Below are 16,007 nucleotides of genomic sequence, written 5' to 3' on the forward strand. Positions count from 1 at the left end.
GCGGTGGTCTAATTCCCCATGGCTGAACTGCGCATACTGCTGATTGATGACCATGCCCTCTTCCAGTCGGGCATGCGCCTGGTGCTTGAAGCCGGCTTGCCGGGCGTCAAGGTCACCAAAGCGGATGGGATTGAGCAAGTCATGGCGCAGAGCGGGGAAGCACCCTCGCTGGTGCTGCTGGATATCCAGTTGCAGGGCATGGGCGGCATGGACGGGCTTGTGCTGCTGAAGCAACGCTGGCCGGACGTGCCGGTGATCATGCTGTCATCCGCCGCGGACGATGAAACCGTCAGCCTTGCAATGTCAAAAGGCGCCTCGGGGTTTTTCTCCAAGTCGGGCACTGCCGAAAAAATCATTGCGCTGATTCATGACGCGCTGGGCATACACACCCCGCAAGCCGCACCGGAGCCGCCCAAACCGCGCCTGACCCCGCGCCAGTTCGAGGTGCTGATGCTGGTCAACGAAGGCCTGTCGAACAAGGCGATTGCGCGCCGGCTTGAACTGTCGGAGTTCACCGTGCGCGGCCACGTGCAAGCGGTGCTGGGCCTGCTGAACGCTTCAAGCCGCTCGCAGGCCATCTTTGCCGCGCGCGGCGCCGGGCTGCTGGCTTGACGAGGCCGGGCATCCTGCGCCTGGCGGAAGACCGCATCCTGGTGGAGCAGGTGCGCCTGCTGTGCCAGCACGTGGCCAGGTCCATCATCCCCACGTTTGTTCTGGTGGGCATGATCTTCTGGGTGATTTCGGATGCGGGCGACCCCGAAGGAACCTGGGTCATAGGCGCATGGTGCGTGCTGACCGCCATGACAAAGCTGGGTACATGGCTGCATGCGCGCTGGCAACTGGCGCGCGGCATCCATGCCGGCAACGCCAGACGCCTGGTTTACGTGCTGATGGCCGTCAACGCCTACAACGGCTTTGTCTGGGGTTTGCTGTTGTGGGCATCGCTGGATAGCAGCACCATGGTCGGCAGCATCTTTATCCTGGCCTTGTTTGCCGGCGTCGCCGCGCAAGGCATGTCGCTGCTGTCGCCCGTTGTCCCGGTGTTTATGGTCTTTGTGCTGTTCCAGCTGGTGACAGGGGCCACCAAAATGCTGCTGCTGGGGGGAGAGGACTACACGGCCGTGGGTCTGGCTGGAGGTTTGTACGTCGTCATCATGGTGGGGCAGGCCGTGAACAACTCCCGCACGGCGCGCGAATCGATTGAACTGCGCTTTGAGAACCTGAGCCTGCTGGAAAAGCTGCGCCAGGAAACACAGCTTGCGGAAACCGCCCGGCGCGACGCGGAATTGGCCAATATGGCCAAGTCAAAATTTCTCGCAGCCGCCAGCCACGATCTGCGCCAGCCGATTCACGCGCAAGGCCTGTTCCTTGAAGTGCTCAGCCACACAGGCCTGACACCGCACCAGGGCGAGGTGCTGGCCAGCGCGCGCTCGGCCTGCCTGGCATCCGGCGAGATGCTCAATACACTGCTGGATTTTTCGCGGGTGGATGCCGGTGTCGCCAAGCCTTTCGTGCGGCCCTTCCTGCTGCAGCCGCTGCTGCGCAAAATCGAGAACGACCTCGCGCCGCTGGCCGATGCCAAGGGCATCGTCTACCGCTCGCGCGAATGCGCCATCGCCATCAACTCGGACGCGACCATGGTGGAAATGATTTTGCGCAACCTGGTGTCCAATGCCATCCGCTATACCGGCAAGGGCGGCGTGCTGGTGGGCTTGCGCCGGCGCGAGGGCCGCACGGTGATGGAAGTCTGGGACACCGGCATTGGCATCGCGCCTGAAAACCAGCAGGAAATCTTTCGCGAGTTCCACCAGCTCGGCAACCCGGAGCGCGACCGGCGCAAAGGGCTAGGCCTGGGCCTGGCGATCGCGGACGGACTGGCCAGGGCCCTGGGCCACAAACTCTCAGTGGTATCAAGGCCCGGGCAAGGCACCGTCTTCAGGCTGGAACTCCCGCTGTGGATAGGCGCCGTCGCCGCCACCGAGCATGCCGTTTCGCAGCCGCTCCGCCCCATCCGCCTGCCTGGCCTGCAGGTGCTGGTGATCGATGACGACGAAGCGGTGCTTACGGGCATGGCGCAGCTGCTGCGCAGTTGGGGATGCGAGGTGGCGGCGGCCGGCTCCATCAGCGAAGCACTCGAGCTGGCAAAACTGCGGGCGCCCGACCTGATCGTCAGCGACTACCGCCTGCGCGGCAACCAGACCGGCGCCGAGGCCATCGCCGCCCTGCGCTCACTGCTGGACAAGGACGTGCCGGCCCTGATGATCACCGGCGACACCGCGCCCGACCGCCTGCGCGAAGCCCTGGCCAGCGACCTGCCCCTGCTGCACAAGCCGGTGGCGCCCGAACAGCTGTTCCGGTCGATGACGGACGCCATCAACGAAGTCTGACTTATGGGCCCCCACGCTTTTCACTTCGTGTAATGCGCTGCCCCCCGAGGGGGTCGCCCGCCTGCGGTCTGGCAAAGCCAGTCCCGCGGCTAATGCTTGGTCAAGAGTTCAGGGCGTAACCAGCGGGGTTTTCACCAGTGGGTGCCGAGGAACCGACTTTGCCGGGCCTCAGGCGCCGCCCCCTTGAGGGGGAACAGGCTACACGCAGTGAGCCTGGACAGGGGTGGGCCTATTCCTCCCCGCTATCACCCGCTTCCGCCGCAGCGGCCGCCAGCGCGCCAGCCATGGCGTCGGCGCTGCCGCCCAAGCCACCACCACTACCACCACCCGACGAAGCCCCCACCCCAGCCACCGCCTGCAAGGCGCCGTCATAAGCGCCAACCAGCGCGGCACTGCCCAGCGCCGCCGTGCTGGCGTTGGAGGCCGTGATGCTGAGCGCACCGCTGGCAAAGCCCAGCGTGTAGTTGCCGGAGATCGAGTTGAGCCCACCCGGCGTGATGACATAACTGCCCGCGGCGATGGCGCCTTGCGACGATCCGCCGTAAGCCAGCGCGCCGCCAATGTCGGCTGCAGAATCGCCCGCCACAAAGCCGTTGTAGCTCACACCGTTGCCGCCGCTGTAAGCCGCGCCGTCGTAGTTCTTGACGTCGTTGTTGGCCGTCACCGCCAAGGCCTTGGGTGTGATGCTGGCCGTGGCCGTTGCGGTGGTGTTCAGCAGGTTGTAGTTCCCGGCGTCGGCGCCCGAGGTGCTGATGCCGTTGACGCTGACCGCCTTTGCGGCGCCGGCATTCTTGTCGGCGAAGGCGGCGTTGCCGGCGAGGTTGATCACATCGCCCACAAAGCCGTTGTCGCTCAGCACCACCGTGGCGGCCGTCGTACCGTCGTAGACCTTGTCCACACCGCTGGCCTGCACCGTCAGGTCGGCCTTGTTGATGGTGCTGGTGGTGTTGTTGGCGTAAGTGACCGCGTAGTTGCCGTTGTTCACGCCGTCGCCCACTGTCACACCCGCCGTTGTCACCGTCTTGTTGCCTGTTCCCGCGTTTTTGTCGGTGAAGGCAAAGCTGCCGCCGCTCAGGCTGTCGCCGCTGAACAGCGTACCGCCCGTCACCACGGCCGAACCCGCCGCCGTGGTGGTGCTGTCATAAGTCTTGGTGACGTTGCCCGTGCCCACCGTCAGGCTGGCCTGGGTGATGCTGGCCTGCTGTGTGCCGCCGGTGAAGGTGTAGTTGCCGGCCAGGCCGCTGCCGTCGGTCAGGCTCAGGCCCGTGACCGTCAATACCTTGTTGGCGCCCACGTTCTTGTCGGCCATGGTGGCGCTGCCCGCAAGGCCCAGGGTTTCGCCGGCCACCAGCGGGCCGATAGTGAGCACGCCGGCCGCCACGTTGGCCGTGCCGTCGTACGTGCGGGTGCCCGACACGCTCACGGCAAACGGGTTGATGGTGCTGGTGGTGTTGTCGGCGTAGGTGACGGCGTAGTTGCCGTTGTTCACGCCGTCGCCCACCGTCACGCCCGCCGCCGTCACCGTCTTGTTGCCGTTGCCGGCGTTCTTGTCGGTAAAGACAAAGCTGCCGCCCGTCAGGCTGTCGCCGCTGAACAGCGTGCCGCCGGTCACGGTCGCACTGCCTGCCGCCGTGGTGTTGCCGTCATAGGTCTTGGTGACGTTGCTGGTGGACAGCACCAGGCCGGCCTGGTTGATGGTGCTGGTGGTGTTGCTGGCGTACGTGATGTTGTAGTTGGCGTTGTTCACGCCGTCGCCCACCGTCACGCCGCTGGTCGTCACAGCCTTGTTGCCGATGCCAAAGTTCTTGTCGGTGAAGGCGAAGCTGCCGCCCGTAGTGTTGTCGCCTGCGAACACTGTGCCGGCCGTCACCACCACCGCACCTGCCGCGCCGGTTGTGCCGTCGTAGGTCTTGGTGACGTCCGAGGTCGACACGGTCACATCGGCCTTGTTGATCGTGCTGCTGGTGTTGTCGACGTAGGCAATGTTGTAGTTGCCGGTCACGTCGGCGTTGCCGCTGTCCTTGATGGTGAGGCCGCTGGCCTGGACCGTCTTGTTGCCTATGCCGAAGTTTTTGTCGGTAAACACCTGCGTCGCAGCAGTGTTGACCGACTCGCCTGCCCCGGCGCCTGCCAGTGTGCCGACGGAGCCCGTGCCCGTGGCGTTGAGCGTGCCGTCATAGGTCTTGGTGACACCGGTGGCGGTGACCGTCAGGCTGGCCTTGTTGACGGTGCTGGTCGTGTTGTCGACGTAGCTGACGTTGTAGTTGGCGTTGTTCACGCCGTCGCCTACCGTCACGCCCGTTGCCGTCACGGTCTTGTTGCCCACGCCAAAGTTCTTGTCGGTGAAGGCAAAGCTGCCGCCTGTCAGGCTGTCGCCGCCAAACAGCGTACCGGCCGACACCGTGGCGGTACCGGATGCGGCCAGCGTTCCGTCATAGGTCTTGGTGACGTTGCTGGTGGACAGCGTGAGGTTGGCCTGGTTGATGGTGCTGGTGGTGTTGTCGGTGTAAGTGACGTTGTAGTTGGCATTGTTCACGCCGTCGCCTACCGTCACGCCGGCCGTCGTCACCGTCTTGGTGCCATTGCCGACGTTCTTGTCGGTGAAGGCAAACGTACCGCCCGTCGCGTTGTCGCCGGTGAATACCTGGCCTGCCGTCACCACCACCGCGCCGCTTGCCGAGAGGCCGCCGTCGTAGGTCTTGGTGACGTCGGAGGTCGACAGTGTGACGTTGGCCTTGTTGATGGTGCTGGTCGTGTTGTCGACATAGGCGATGTTGTAGTTGCCGGTGACGTCGGCATTGCCGCTGTCCTTGATGGTCAGGCCGCTGGCCTGGACCGTCTTGTTGCCGATGCCGAAGTTTTTGTCGGTGAACACCTGCGTGGCGGCGGCATTGACCGACTCGCCTGCCCCGGCGCCTGCCAGCGTACCGACGGAGCCGGTGCCCGTGGCGGCCAGCGTGCCGTCGTAGGTTTTGGTCACGCCAGTCGCAGTGACTGTCAGGTCAGCCTTGTTGATGGTGCTCGTGGTGTTGTCGACGTAGGTGATGTTGTAGTTGCCGGTCACGTCGGCGTTGCCGCTGTCCTTGATGGTCAGGCCGCCGGCCTGGACTGTCTTGTTGCCTATGCCGAAGTTCTTGTCGGTAAAGACCTGCGTGGCGGCGGCGTTGACCGATTCGCCCGCACCGGCGCCCGCCAGCGTGCCGATGGAACCGGTGCCCGTTGCGCTGGTCGTGCCGTCATAGGTCTTGGTCACACCCGTAGCCGTCACCGTCAGGTTGGCCTGGTTGATGGTGCTCGTGGTGTTGTCGGCATACGTGATGTTGTAGTTGGCGTTATTGACGCCATCGCCCACCGTGATGCCCGAAGTTGTCACCGTCTTGTTGCCGCTGCCGACGTTTTTATCGGTAAAGGCAAAGGTGCCACCCGTGGCGTTGTCACCCGTGAATAGGGTGCCCGCCGTCACGATCGCTGCGCCGCCGGCCGAGAGGCCGCCATCGTAGGTCTTGGTGACATCGCTGGTCGACAGCGTCAGGTTGGCCTGGTGGATGGTGCTGGTGGTGTTGTCGACGTAGCTGATGTTGTAGTTGCCGGTCACATCGGCGTTGCCGCTGTCCCTGATGGTCATGGCGCCGGCGCGCACCACCTTGTTGCCGGTGCCCGCGTTCTTGTCAAGGAACTCCTGGCTGACCAGGGAATCCGGCGCTTCCCCGGCGAACACGCCCGCCAGCATGGAAACCGAAGCCGTGCCCGTAGCGCTGGTGGTACCGTCGTAGGTCTTGGTCACCCCTGTGGCTGTCACCGTCACGTCAGCCTTGTTGATGGTGCTGCTGGTGTTGTCGACGTAGCTGATGTTGTAGTTGCCCGTCACGTCGGCGTTGCCGCTGTCCTTGATGGTCACGCCGCTGGCGCGCACCGCCTTGTTGCCGATGCCGGCGTTCTTGTCCAGGAAGACCTGGCTGCCGCCGGCATCGACCACCTCACCGGCGGCCGCACCGGCAAGCGCTGCAACACTGCCCGTGCCCGTGGCGAATATCGTTCCGTCGTAGGTTTTGGTCACGCCGGTAGCCGTGACCGTCAGGCCGGCCTTGTTGATGGTGCTGGTGGTGTTGTCCACATAGCTGACGTTGTAGTTGTTGCCACCGTTGCCGTCATTCACCGCCACGCCGGCCGCCGTCACCGCCTTGTTGCCCACCCCAAAGTTCTTGTCCGTGAAGGCAAAGCTGCCTCCACTCAAGCTGTCGCCGCTGAACACGGTGCCGCTGGACACCGCTGCCGCGCCTGCCGCACCCAGCGTGCCATCGTACGTCTTGGTAACGTCGCTGGTGGTCAGCACCAGGTTGGCCCGGTTGATGGTGCTGCTGGTGTTGTCCGCATAACTGACGTTGTAGTTGGCGTTGTTCACGCCGTCGCCAACCGTCACGCCTGCGGTCGTCACCGTCTTGTTGCCGGTGCCGGCGTTCTTGTCGGTGAAGGCGAAGTTGCCGCCCGTGGCGTTGTCGCCCGTGAAGATCTGACCGGCCGTCACCACCACCGAGCCGCTTGCCGAGAGGCCGCCGTCGTAGGTCTTGGTGACGTCGGAGGTCGACAAGGTCACATCGGCCTTGTTGATGGTGCTCGTGGTGTTGTCGACGTAGCTAATGTTGTAGTTGCCCGTGACGTCGGCATTGCCCGCGTCCTTGATGGTCAGGCCGCTGGCTTCCACCCTCTTGTTGCCGATGCCGAAGTTCTTGTCGGTAAAGGCCTGTGTGGCGGCGGTGTTGACCGATTCGCCCGCAGCTGCGCCGGCCAAGGTGCCGACGGAGCCCGTACCCGTGGCGTCCGTGGTGCCGTCGTAAGTCTTGGTCACCGCATTGGCCGTCACCGTCAGGTCGGCCTTGTTGATGGTGCTGGTCGTGTTGTCGACGTAGGCGATGTTGTAGTTGCCCGTGACGTCGGCATTGCCGGCGTCCTTGATGGTCACGCCGCTGGCACGCACAGCCTTGTTGCCCGTGCCGGCGTTCTTGTCCAGGAAGGCCTGGCTTCCGCCGGCATTGACGAGCTCACCCGCGGCCACACCCGCCAAGGCGCCCACCGTGCCGGTGCCCGTGGCGGCCAGGGTGCCGTCATAGGTCTTGGTCACGCCCGTAGCCGTTACCGTCAGGTCGGCCTTGTTGATGGTGCTGGCGGTGTTGTCGACGTAGCTGATGTTGTAGTTACCGGTGACGTCGGCGTTGCCGCTGTCCTTGATTGTCAGGCCGCTGGCCTGGACCGTCTTGTTGCCGATACCGAAGTTCTTGTCGGTAAAGGCCTGCGTGGCGGCGGTGTTGACGACCTCGCCGGCCGCATCGCCGGCCAGCGTGCCGACCGAGCCCGTGCCTGTGGCGGCCAGGGTGCCGTCGTAGGTCTTGGTCACACCGGTGGCCGTCACCGTCAGGTCGGCCTTGTTGATGGTGCTGGTGGTGTTGTCGACGTAGCTGATGTTGTAGTTACCGGTCACATCGGCATTGCCCGCGTCCTTGATGGTCAGGCCGCTGGCCTGGACCGTCTTGTTGCCGATACCGAAGTTCTTGTCGGTGAAGGCCTGCGTGGCGGCGGTGTTGACGACTTCGCCGGCCGCATCGCCGGCCAGCGTGCCGACCGAGCCCGTGCCCGTGGCGGCCAAGGTGCCGTCGTAGGTCTTGGTGACACCGGTGGCGGTCACCGTCAGGTCGGCCTTGTTGATGGTGCTGGTGGTGTTGTCCACATAGGCGATGTTGTAGTTGCCGGTCACATCGGCATTGCCGGCGTCCTTGATGGTCAGGCCGCTGGCCTGGACCGTCTTGTTGCCGATACCGAAGTTCTTGTCGGTAAAGGCCTGCGTGGCGGCGGTGTTGACGACTTCGCCGGCCGCATCGCCGGCCAGCGTGCCGACCGAGCCCGTGCCTGTGGCGGCCAGGGTGCCGTCGTAGGTCTTGGTCACACCGGTGGCCGTCACCGTCAGGTCGGCCTTGTTGATGGTGCTCGTGGTGTTGTCGACGTAGCTGATGTTGTAGTTACCGGTCACATCGGCATTGCCTGCATCCTTGATGGTCAGGCCGCTGGCTTGTACCGTCTTGTTGCCGATACCGAAGTTCTTGTCGGTGAAGGCCTGCGTGGCGGCGGTGTTGACGACCTCGCCTGCCGCATCGCCGGCCAGCGTGCCGACGGTGCCCGTGCCTGTGGCGGCCAGGGTGCCGTCGTAAGTCTTGCTCACACCCGTTGCGGTCACCGTCAGGTCGGCCTTGTTAATCGTGCTCGTGGTGTTGTTGACATAGCTGACGTTGTAGTTGTTGCCGCCGTTGCCGTCGTTCACCGTCACGCCGGCTGTTGTCACCGACCTGTTGCCCACCCCAAAATTCTTGTTGGTGAATTCAAAAGCCCCTCCGCTCGCGGTGTCGCCGCCCAGCAGCGCCGTGCCGGCCGTGGCCACGGCGCTGCCGGCGGCCGAGGTGGTGCCGTCATAAGTTTTGGTGACATCGCTGGTGGTCAGCGTCAGGTCGGCTTTGGCGATGTCCAACCCGCCGCCGGTGATGTCGTAAGCCTGCTGGTTCGAGTAATAACCCGTGAGGTAGCTGCCCGCGTTGCGCGCGCTGGCGTTGCTGCCCGACACGCCCACCACGGCGGTGGTGGCGCCCGCCTGCGTGCCGCCGTCATAGGGTACGCTGGTGTCGGCCAGGGTCAGCCCGGTCAGGAAGCTGCGCAGCAGCGGGCCGGTGTGACCCTCGTAAATACGCCAGGTGGTGCCGTCTCCGCCTACATTGCTGGCGTTCCAGCCGGCGTCGGTGAAGGTCTGGGCCTTCATCATGTCAGCGGTGAGGATGCCTGTGCCCCCGCCTCCACTGCCGGCCTGGCCGCTGGTCTGGGTGTCCCAGAAACTGGCGGTCACCGTGCCAATGTTGTCCCAGCCCACCAGGCCGCCCGTCTCCGAGGAGCCCTGCACCAGGCCGTTGGCATAGCTGCTGGTGATGGTGCCGCTGTTGATACCCGCCAGGCCGCCCGTCGTATGGTCGCTGGCAGTGCCCACGGCACCGCTGGCATAGCTGTTGGAGATGGCGTTGCTGTTGACGCCCACCAGTCCGCCGGCGTTGCTGCCGAGGACGGTTCCGGTGGCGTAGCTGCCGCTCACGGTTCCGCTGTTGGTCCCCGCCAATCCCCCCGTATAGATCGAGCCGGACACATCGCCGCTCGCGTAACTGTTGCTGATGGTTCCGGCATTGGTGCCGACCAGCCCGCCCGTTCTCTGGCTGCCGTTCACGGCCGCCGAGCTATGGCTGTTGATGATCGTTCCAATGGAGCGGCCGACCAGCGCGCCTACGTTGTCGTCGCCAGTGACACTGCCTCCCGTCAGCCCCAGGTTGGAGACTGTTCCGCCGTTCATCAAACTGATCAAACCTACATCGGTGTCGCCAGGCCTGTTGATGACGAGTTGGTCAATCACATGGCCGCCGCCGTCCAGGGTGCCAAAAAATTGCGCGCCGCTGGCGATCGGGTTAAAGCCCGCACCCCCATTCCAGTTCACGGTACCGCTGGCATCGATGTTGTTGGCCAGTTTGAAGTTCTTGTTCAACAGGTCGGCGGAGCCCGCGCCCTGCAGGCCATAGATATCGGCGATCTGCCAGGCCGTGCCGGTGCTCAGGCCGTCGCCGGCCAGCGCGCGCACAAAAGTACCGCCGCTGATGCGGAAGTCTCCGGCGTAGAACGTGGGCAAAGTGCCGACCTGGCTGAAAGTGCCGGCCTGGAGATTGAACATACCGCTGACGTTGATGGCCGCCGGGGCGCTGATGCTGCCCTGGGCGTTAAGCGCCAGGCCTCCGGCGTTAATGGCGCTGGTCAGGTTGATGTCGCCCGCCGTGGCCGTAAGGTTGATGCTGTCGTTGGTGGAAGCAAAGGCATTGCCCACCGTGATGCCCGAGGCCGAGCTGGACGTGAGGCTGACGTTTTGCGTCGTTCCCGTGTCGGTGCTGATGTTGTAGTTGGCAGTGTCTATCGCACGGGCCGTGCTGATGCTGATGTCGGCCGTGGCGCCGGCGGTTGACAGCGTCTGCAGTCCGCTCACATCGGTGCCCAACGCAATGCCGTTTTGCGATGAAGCCGACAGCGTGGTCGCCGTGATGTTGTTGTCAGTGCCGTTGGCGTCGGTGATAGCGCCGTACGTGGACGTCAGGGTGACATCGCTGCCGGAGACTGTCCTCAGGTTGAGGTCACCTCCCATCGCCGTGAGATGGACCGTACCGGTGGTGGCGACGTCTTCCACCGCACCGCCGAATGCCAGCCTGATGTCAATCGGTCCGCCGGTGTCGGCTGCTGTCAAGGATGCCGTATCGACATTCAGGTTGATGCCACCCGCGGCGAACAGGTTCACACTGGTCGTGCTCGCGCGCACAGTCCCGGTCCCGCCCATGGCGCCGCCGCTGCCCAGTACGATGCTACCGGCGGCGGAGGTTACACCGTCGATAGTACCGCCCGGCACCGTGCTGCCGCCGAAGGTGACGCTTCCAATATTCAAGGCAGTGTTGTTGTACAGGTTGATGCCGTAGCCCGCAAAGACCGACAGGTTGTTGACCTGGGTCACGAGGCGGCCGTTGCCTATGCCCTCACCGACCAAGGCACCCGCTCTGATAGCGAGGTTGTTGCCCACCAGAGAGTGGTATTCATTGGTCTGCGTGATGTTGTTACCCGCAGAGACATACAGGTCACCCGTTGTTTCGGCCCGGGCTTGGTTGCCAACGCCGATGTTGCCGGCCGCTTCGAGCCGGATGTTGCCGCTCCCTGTGGAAATCAGTCCGTTATTCGTCAGTGTAAGGTTGCCACCGGTGCTCAGAGAGACATTGGCAGAGCCCGTGCGGCCGAGGCCGGAAAGCGTCAAGTCGCCGTTGGGCACGGCGAGGTCAAAGTCGCCCGGTACAAAACCGTTCTGGAACTGGTTGCTCAAGGTCAACGCGCCGCCGGCATAAGTGACGCGCAAGGCGCCGGCCTTGGTGGCCGCGTTGCCTTGGCCGTTGCGCGCCGTGCTGTTCACTGCGGCGACGCCGAGACGGCTGCTCATGTCGGGCGCCGTGGCGCCTGTCATGTCCAGCGCGCCGCTGCCCGCACCAATGCCGCGGTTGGCGACAACGGCCACCGAGAGACCGTTGAAATAGTTGCCCGCGGCCTGCCAGACATAGCCGTCTGTGGCCGTCACATTCACCGCCTTGCTGGCGCCTGCCACAGCCTGGGCACCCGTACCACTGGCTGCACCACCCAAGGCGTTGATACCACCGGCAATGGCCACATTGCTGCCTGCACCGCCGACACCGGCAGAGCTGACTGTCACGCTGCCAGCCGCACCGCCGCTGGCACCGCTGCCAAAGCCGTTGCCACCGCTACCATTGCCACCCGCAGCGTTGATACGGCCATTGATCAGGACACTCTTGCCCGACGTCGTTGCCGTCGATGTGATGGACACATTGCCGGCCGCTGCACCGTTGTTAGGCGCATTGCCACCGTTGGCATTGCCGCCTTGGGCCTGCACCGCACCGTCAACCTTGATAAAACCCGTCGAACTGACGGTGATGTTGCCCGCCGCCTGCAAGGTGCAGCTTCTGTTGCCATTGCAAAAAGCGTCTCCGGAATAGCTGCTCAAGGCACCCGTGCTGACATCTGAACTGCCCGTACTGGCGGTGACGGCAATGACACCGCCCCTGCCTGTTGTCAGGTTGTTGCGCCCTGTGTTGGCACTGGCACCTTCGCCGTGTGCATCAATAAACCCCGTCGTGACATTGCCTTTGCCATTGACCGTGACGTTGCCACCGTTGCCACCGCTCGCACCCAGCGCAAACTGGCCCTGGAAAGACCCAATACCGCCAGCGGCCGAGATATTGCCCGTGGTGACACCGGAGTTAGCACCCAGCGCCTCCACAGTGACTGCACCCGCATGACCACCGTCGCCGATATAGCCAGGCGCCGCGCCGCTGGAAGAAAGATGGCCCGTCTGTATGGCCGAACTGGCCCCATTGCTGCGGATGAGGATCGCGCCGCCGTTGCCACCCACCCCGTAAACGCCTGCTGCACTGGCCGCGCCGTTGCCGCCAGCAGCGTCGATATTGCCTACGGTGATTGTGTTGTTGTTCCCTGTGGCGGTCTGCAAGGTGACGCTGCCGCCACTGCCGCCGCTGAAGGCCGCATTTGAACTGGCGCTGGTGTTACCGCTGCCGTTGTTGGCCGCGCCGCCCCTGGCGGACAGGCTGCCGAGGATGTTGATCGCGGCGCTGCTGGCGCCCGTGGTGGTGATGCTGATGTTGCCGGCTGCCTGGCCGTTGGCATCCACCGCGCCGTTGGCGCCCGAGGTGGAGACGGCGGTGCCGGTCTCATTGATGGTGAGGCTGCGGCCTGCGCCCAGCGTGGCATTGGCGCCCACGGTCGTCACGAAGGCACCAGCGTTCTGGGTGTAGTTGTCGTTGGCCTGCAGGCTGATGGTGTTGGCCGCGCCGCCGGTGGTGCTCACGGATTTGTTGAGCACCAGGTTGTCCGTTGCGCCGCCTGTATCGACGGTGGCCAGCGAAATCGCGCCGCCCGTGCTGCTCACGCCGACAATCGCGCCGCCGTTGGGAGGCGTCATGCCCTGGAAGTCGACGGTATCCACCGTCAGCGCGCCGGTGTTGCTCAGCGAAATCGCGCCCGGCGCCACCGCGGAGAGCGTGTTCACCTGCGTATTGAGCTTGTCGTCACCGGCCACCGCGGCGCCACTGTTGCCGATATAGCCGGTCGATCGTATCGAGAGCTTGTCGGCGGTGACGGCAATGCCGGTGCCGCCCTGCTGGATATTGCGCGCCCCAAGGTAGACGTCAGCTGCGGCGGTGATGGCGCCTGTGCCGTTGAAGATGATGTCCTGCTGGCCGCTGAGCTGCACGTAGCCGCCAACAATGGCAGAACCGTCGCCGATGGTGATGTCACGGCCAGTCAGTTTCACATTGCCGCCGTTGGTGTTGATGGCCGCGCCGTTGGCGAGGCTGACATCGGCTGCACCTACGCCGGCGATGGCATTCACATTCAGCGCGCCATTGGTGCTGGTAATCGACTGGTTGATGTTGATGTTGTTGTTGGCGATCAAGGCCAGCGTACTGGTGTTTGTACCGGTATAAGTCACGGCGTCAACGACGGTGATATTGCCCGCACCCGCGCCATCCTGGTTGTTGGTGGTGATGACGACGTCGTTATTGGCCAGCGCGGCCGTGAGGGACGCGGTGGTGAGCAGCGAATCGTCCACCGCGCCGCTGGCGGCAAAGGGTGCGCCGGCGCCGGCGTCGGCGCTGCTGTCGCCCACGGCATAGCCGGCTGCGGCGTCCGCACTGGCGTTGTCAACGGCGATCCAGATATTGGTCGGGTCCAGCAACAGTGTGCCCTTGCGGCCATTCGCCGCCGACGTATCCACCTCACCCTTGAAAGCCAGCAGGCCCTTGCCCGACACCTCGACAAAGCCGCCATTGCCGCTTTCGGCGCCGCCCTTGGCCGAAATGCTGCCGTTGTAGCGTGTGGTGCCGTCGGACCAGACAATCACCTTGCCGCCGTTGCCCGAAGTAATGGCGTCGGCATTCACGTTGGCGTCCGCACTCACATAGGTGGACGAGGCATTTTTGACCGCCGCGTTAGTGCCCTGGAAGTCACCACCTATCAGCGCGGTGCCGCCGCCGGCATCGCCCGAAACATCGACCCTGGCGGCGTCAAACAGGCCCACTTTGTCGCCGGTAACTTGTACCTTGCCGCCGCGCTCGCCCGCGCCCTTGCCGCTGGCGTCCAGCGTGCCGCTCACGTGCACCACGCCGCTGTCGCCGCCTTCGAGGCGGATCACGCCGCCCTGGCTGTTCAGGGTCTTGGCCTCGATGACGCCCGAGTTGTTGACCACCGTGCGCAGCAAGGCATCGGTGGCGCTGGCCGTCAGGATCACCTGCCCGCCGTCGGCCTTGATCAGGTGGCGGTTGTCGGCCAGCGCGTTGATGGCCGCCTGGTCGATGCTGTAGCCCAGCAGGTTGCCGTTGTCGATATTGAGCGTGACCTTGTTGCCGGCGGCCAGCAAGGCCGTGCCCAGCGTCGCGCCAATGACGCCTTCGTTGCGCACTTCAGGCGCCAGCAGCGCGATGTAGCCGCCGTTGGCCGCCGTCAGCGTGCCCTGGTTGACCACGGAACCCGTTCCGCCTGAATTCGTGAACACATGGTTGCCGACCATGAAGTCGGCATTGCTCATGTTCAGCGTCGACGCCACCAGGCCGCCGACGTTGACTTGCGAGCCCGCGCCGAACAGCACGCCGTTGGGGTTCAGGATAAACACCTGGCCGTTGGCCGTGAGGCTGCCCAGCAGTTCGCTCGGGCTGCTGCCCGTGATGCGGTTCAGCGCAATGGCCGCCGCGTTGGGCTGGTTGAACTTCAGCGCCTCGTTGGCCGCGGTGGACAGGGATGTCCAGTCGATGGCCACGCGCTGCGTGCTCTGGTTGACCGTGGTGGTGGTGCCTACCGTGGAGATGCCGGCCGCGCCGGCGCTCACACTGGCATTGGCCGCATCGGCCGCGCGCGCTTCGTGTGAGATCACGGCCAGCGAGGTGAGCAGCACCAGCGCCGCGCGGCAGGCGGTGTTGAGCCTGAAGCCCGTGCCTCCTCCTCCCTCTCCTCCTTCTCCTCCCTCGTCCGCCTGCACGTCGTCCCACTGCACGCTGCCGCGCGCCGGGCCGCCCTTGCCGCGGCCTTTGGCGTTTTCCGCCACGGCCACCCACAGGCTGAGCGCTGCGTTCCAGACAAGGCGGTAGATGCGGTTCATGCTGGCGTGGCTTTTCATGGCAGTGGCTTTCTGGAAGAGATAAACAAGGTCGGTCCACAGCCGTATGCGGGGACATGCGCCGCACGCGGACCTGTGACAAAACGTGTGAATCGTAGGAGTCCGCCGTCCGCCTGTATGTCCCTAGTTCTGGGGACGCCGCGGTGGAAGCGATGGTGAAAATTCCCCTTGCGGGCCGCGCACTTTCACGGAAGGCGCACGCCCGGCTTGTCCCCAAAACTGGGGACAAGCCGACAAGGAGTTCCCCGTTCAGGACGCCATGCAATGACCTCGCCACGCTGCGCGGGCCGTGATCCCGGCGGCCTTGCGCCGCGGGAATTTTTTCGTCAGGTTTTGCCGGTGGGCGCGCGCCGTGAGCACGCCGGGGGCGCGTCGCCCTGCGCGTCCAGGCGCAGGGATGGCGGCACAAACACCGCGGCGACTTTGCGGCTGACGTACTGCCGGCCGCCCAGCACGGCGTGCACCGCCTTCAGCAATTCGGCAGCGTCATCGCTCCTGTGCACATAGCCGTCCGCGCCTGCCGCCAGCGCCCGCCTGACCGAGTGCGGCTGCCCGTCGCCGGCCAGCAGCATCACCTTGATGGATTGCGCGAGCTCCGCCTTGAGGGCGGCGGCGATGTCCACGCCGTGCAGGCCCGGCAGGACCATGTCCAGCAGCAGCAGCCGGGGCCTGAAGCGGCGCACCAGCGCCTCCACGGCCCGGCCGTCGCCGGTTTCCGCGACGACCTCGAAGCCGCCCTGCGCGGACAGCAGCGCTTTCAGGCCGTCGCGTACCGGCGCCTGCTCGTGCGCAAGAACGATTCGGGTGGTGGCGCTCAT

At 64.8% G+C, this 16,007-nt stretch carries 4 protein-coding genes; 2 read left to right on the top strand and 2 right to left on the bottom strand.

The annotated features are described in order from the left end of the window. Positions 1–18 precede the first annotated feature (18 nt). Positions 19–612, top strand: coding sequence for a response regulator (locus ACLV74_RS02395; RefSeq protein WP_411877761.1), 594 nt, complete (start codon positions 19–21; stop codon positions 610–612). Further along, positions 609–2,387: a hybrid sensor histidine kinase/response regulator gene (locus ACLV74_RS02400; RefSeq protein ID WP_411877762.1), complete on the top strand. Its 1,779-nt coding sequence runs from the start codon at positions 609–611 to the stop codon at positions 2,385–2,387. The genes ACLV74_RS02395 and ACLV74_RS02400 overlap by 4 nt, the downstream gene beginning before the upstream one ends. Positions 2,388–2,616: 229 nt before the next feature. On the opposite strand, the gene ACLV74_RS02405 is transcribed toward ACLV74_RS02400, so the two are convergent. Beyond that, entirely contained in the window at positions 2,617–15,189 is a 12,573-nt protein-coding gene (locus ACLV74_RS02405; protein WP_411877763.1) for a YDG domain-containing protein, read from the bottom strand. A 326-nt stretch (positions 15,190–15,515) separates the two neighbouring features. Then, a complete protein-coding gene (locus tag ACLV74_RS02410) occupies positions 15,516–16,007 on the bottom strand; it encodes a response regulator transcription factor (protein ID WP_411877764.1) in 492 nt (163 codons plus the stop codon).

Origin of the sequence: Polaromonas sp. YR568 (genome assembly GCF_943369415.1) — a bacterium.
Lineage (GTDB): Bacteria > Pseudomonadota > Gammaproteobacteria > Burkholderiales > Burkholderiaceae_C > Polaromonas.

Bases quoted from the DNA above. Each gene is read 5' to 3' on its own strand.
- ACLV74_RS02410 (WP_411877764.1), bottom strand. From the start codon at position 16,007: ATGAGCGCCACCACCCGAATCGTTCTTGCGCACGAGCAGGCGCCGGTA.
- ACLV74_RS02395 (WP_411877761.1), top strand. From the start codon at position 19: ATGGCTGAACTGCGCATACTGCTGATTGATGACCATGCCCTCTTCCAG.
- ACLV74_RS02405 (WP_411877763.1), bottom strand. From the start codon at position 15,189: ATGAAAAGCCACGCCAGCATGAACCGCATCTACCGCCTTGTCTGGAAC.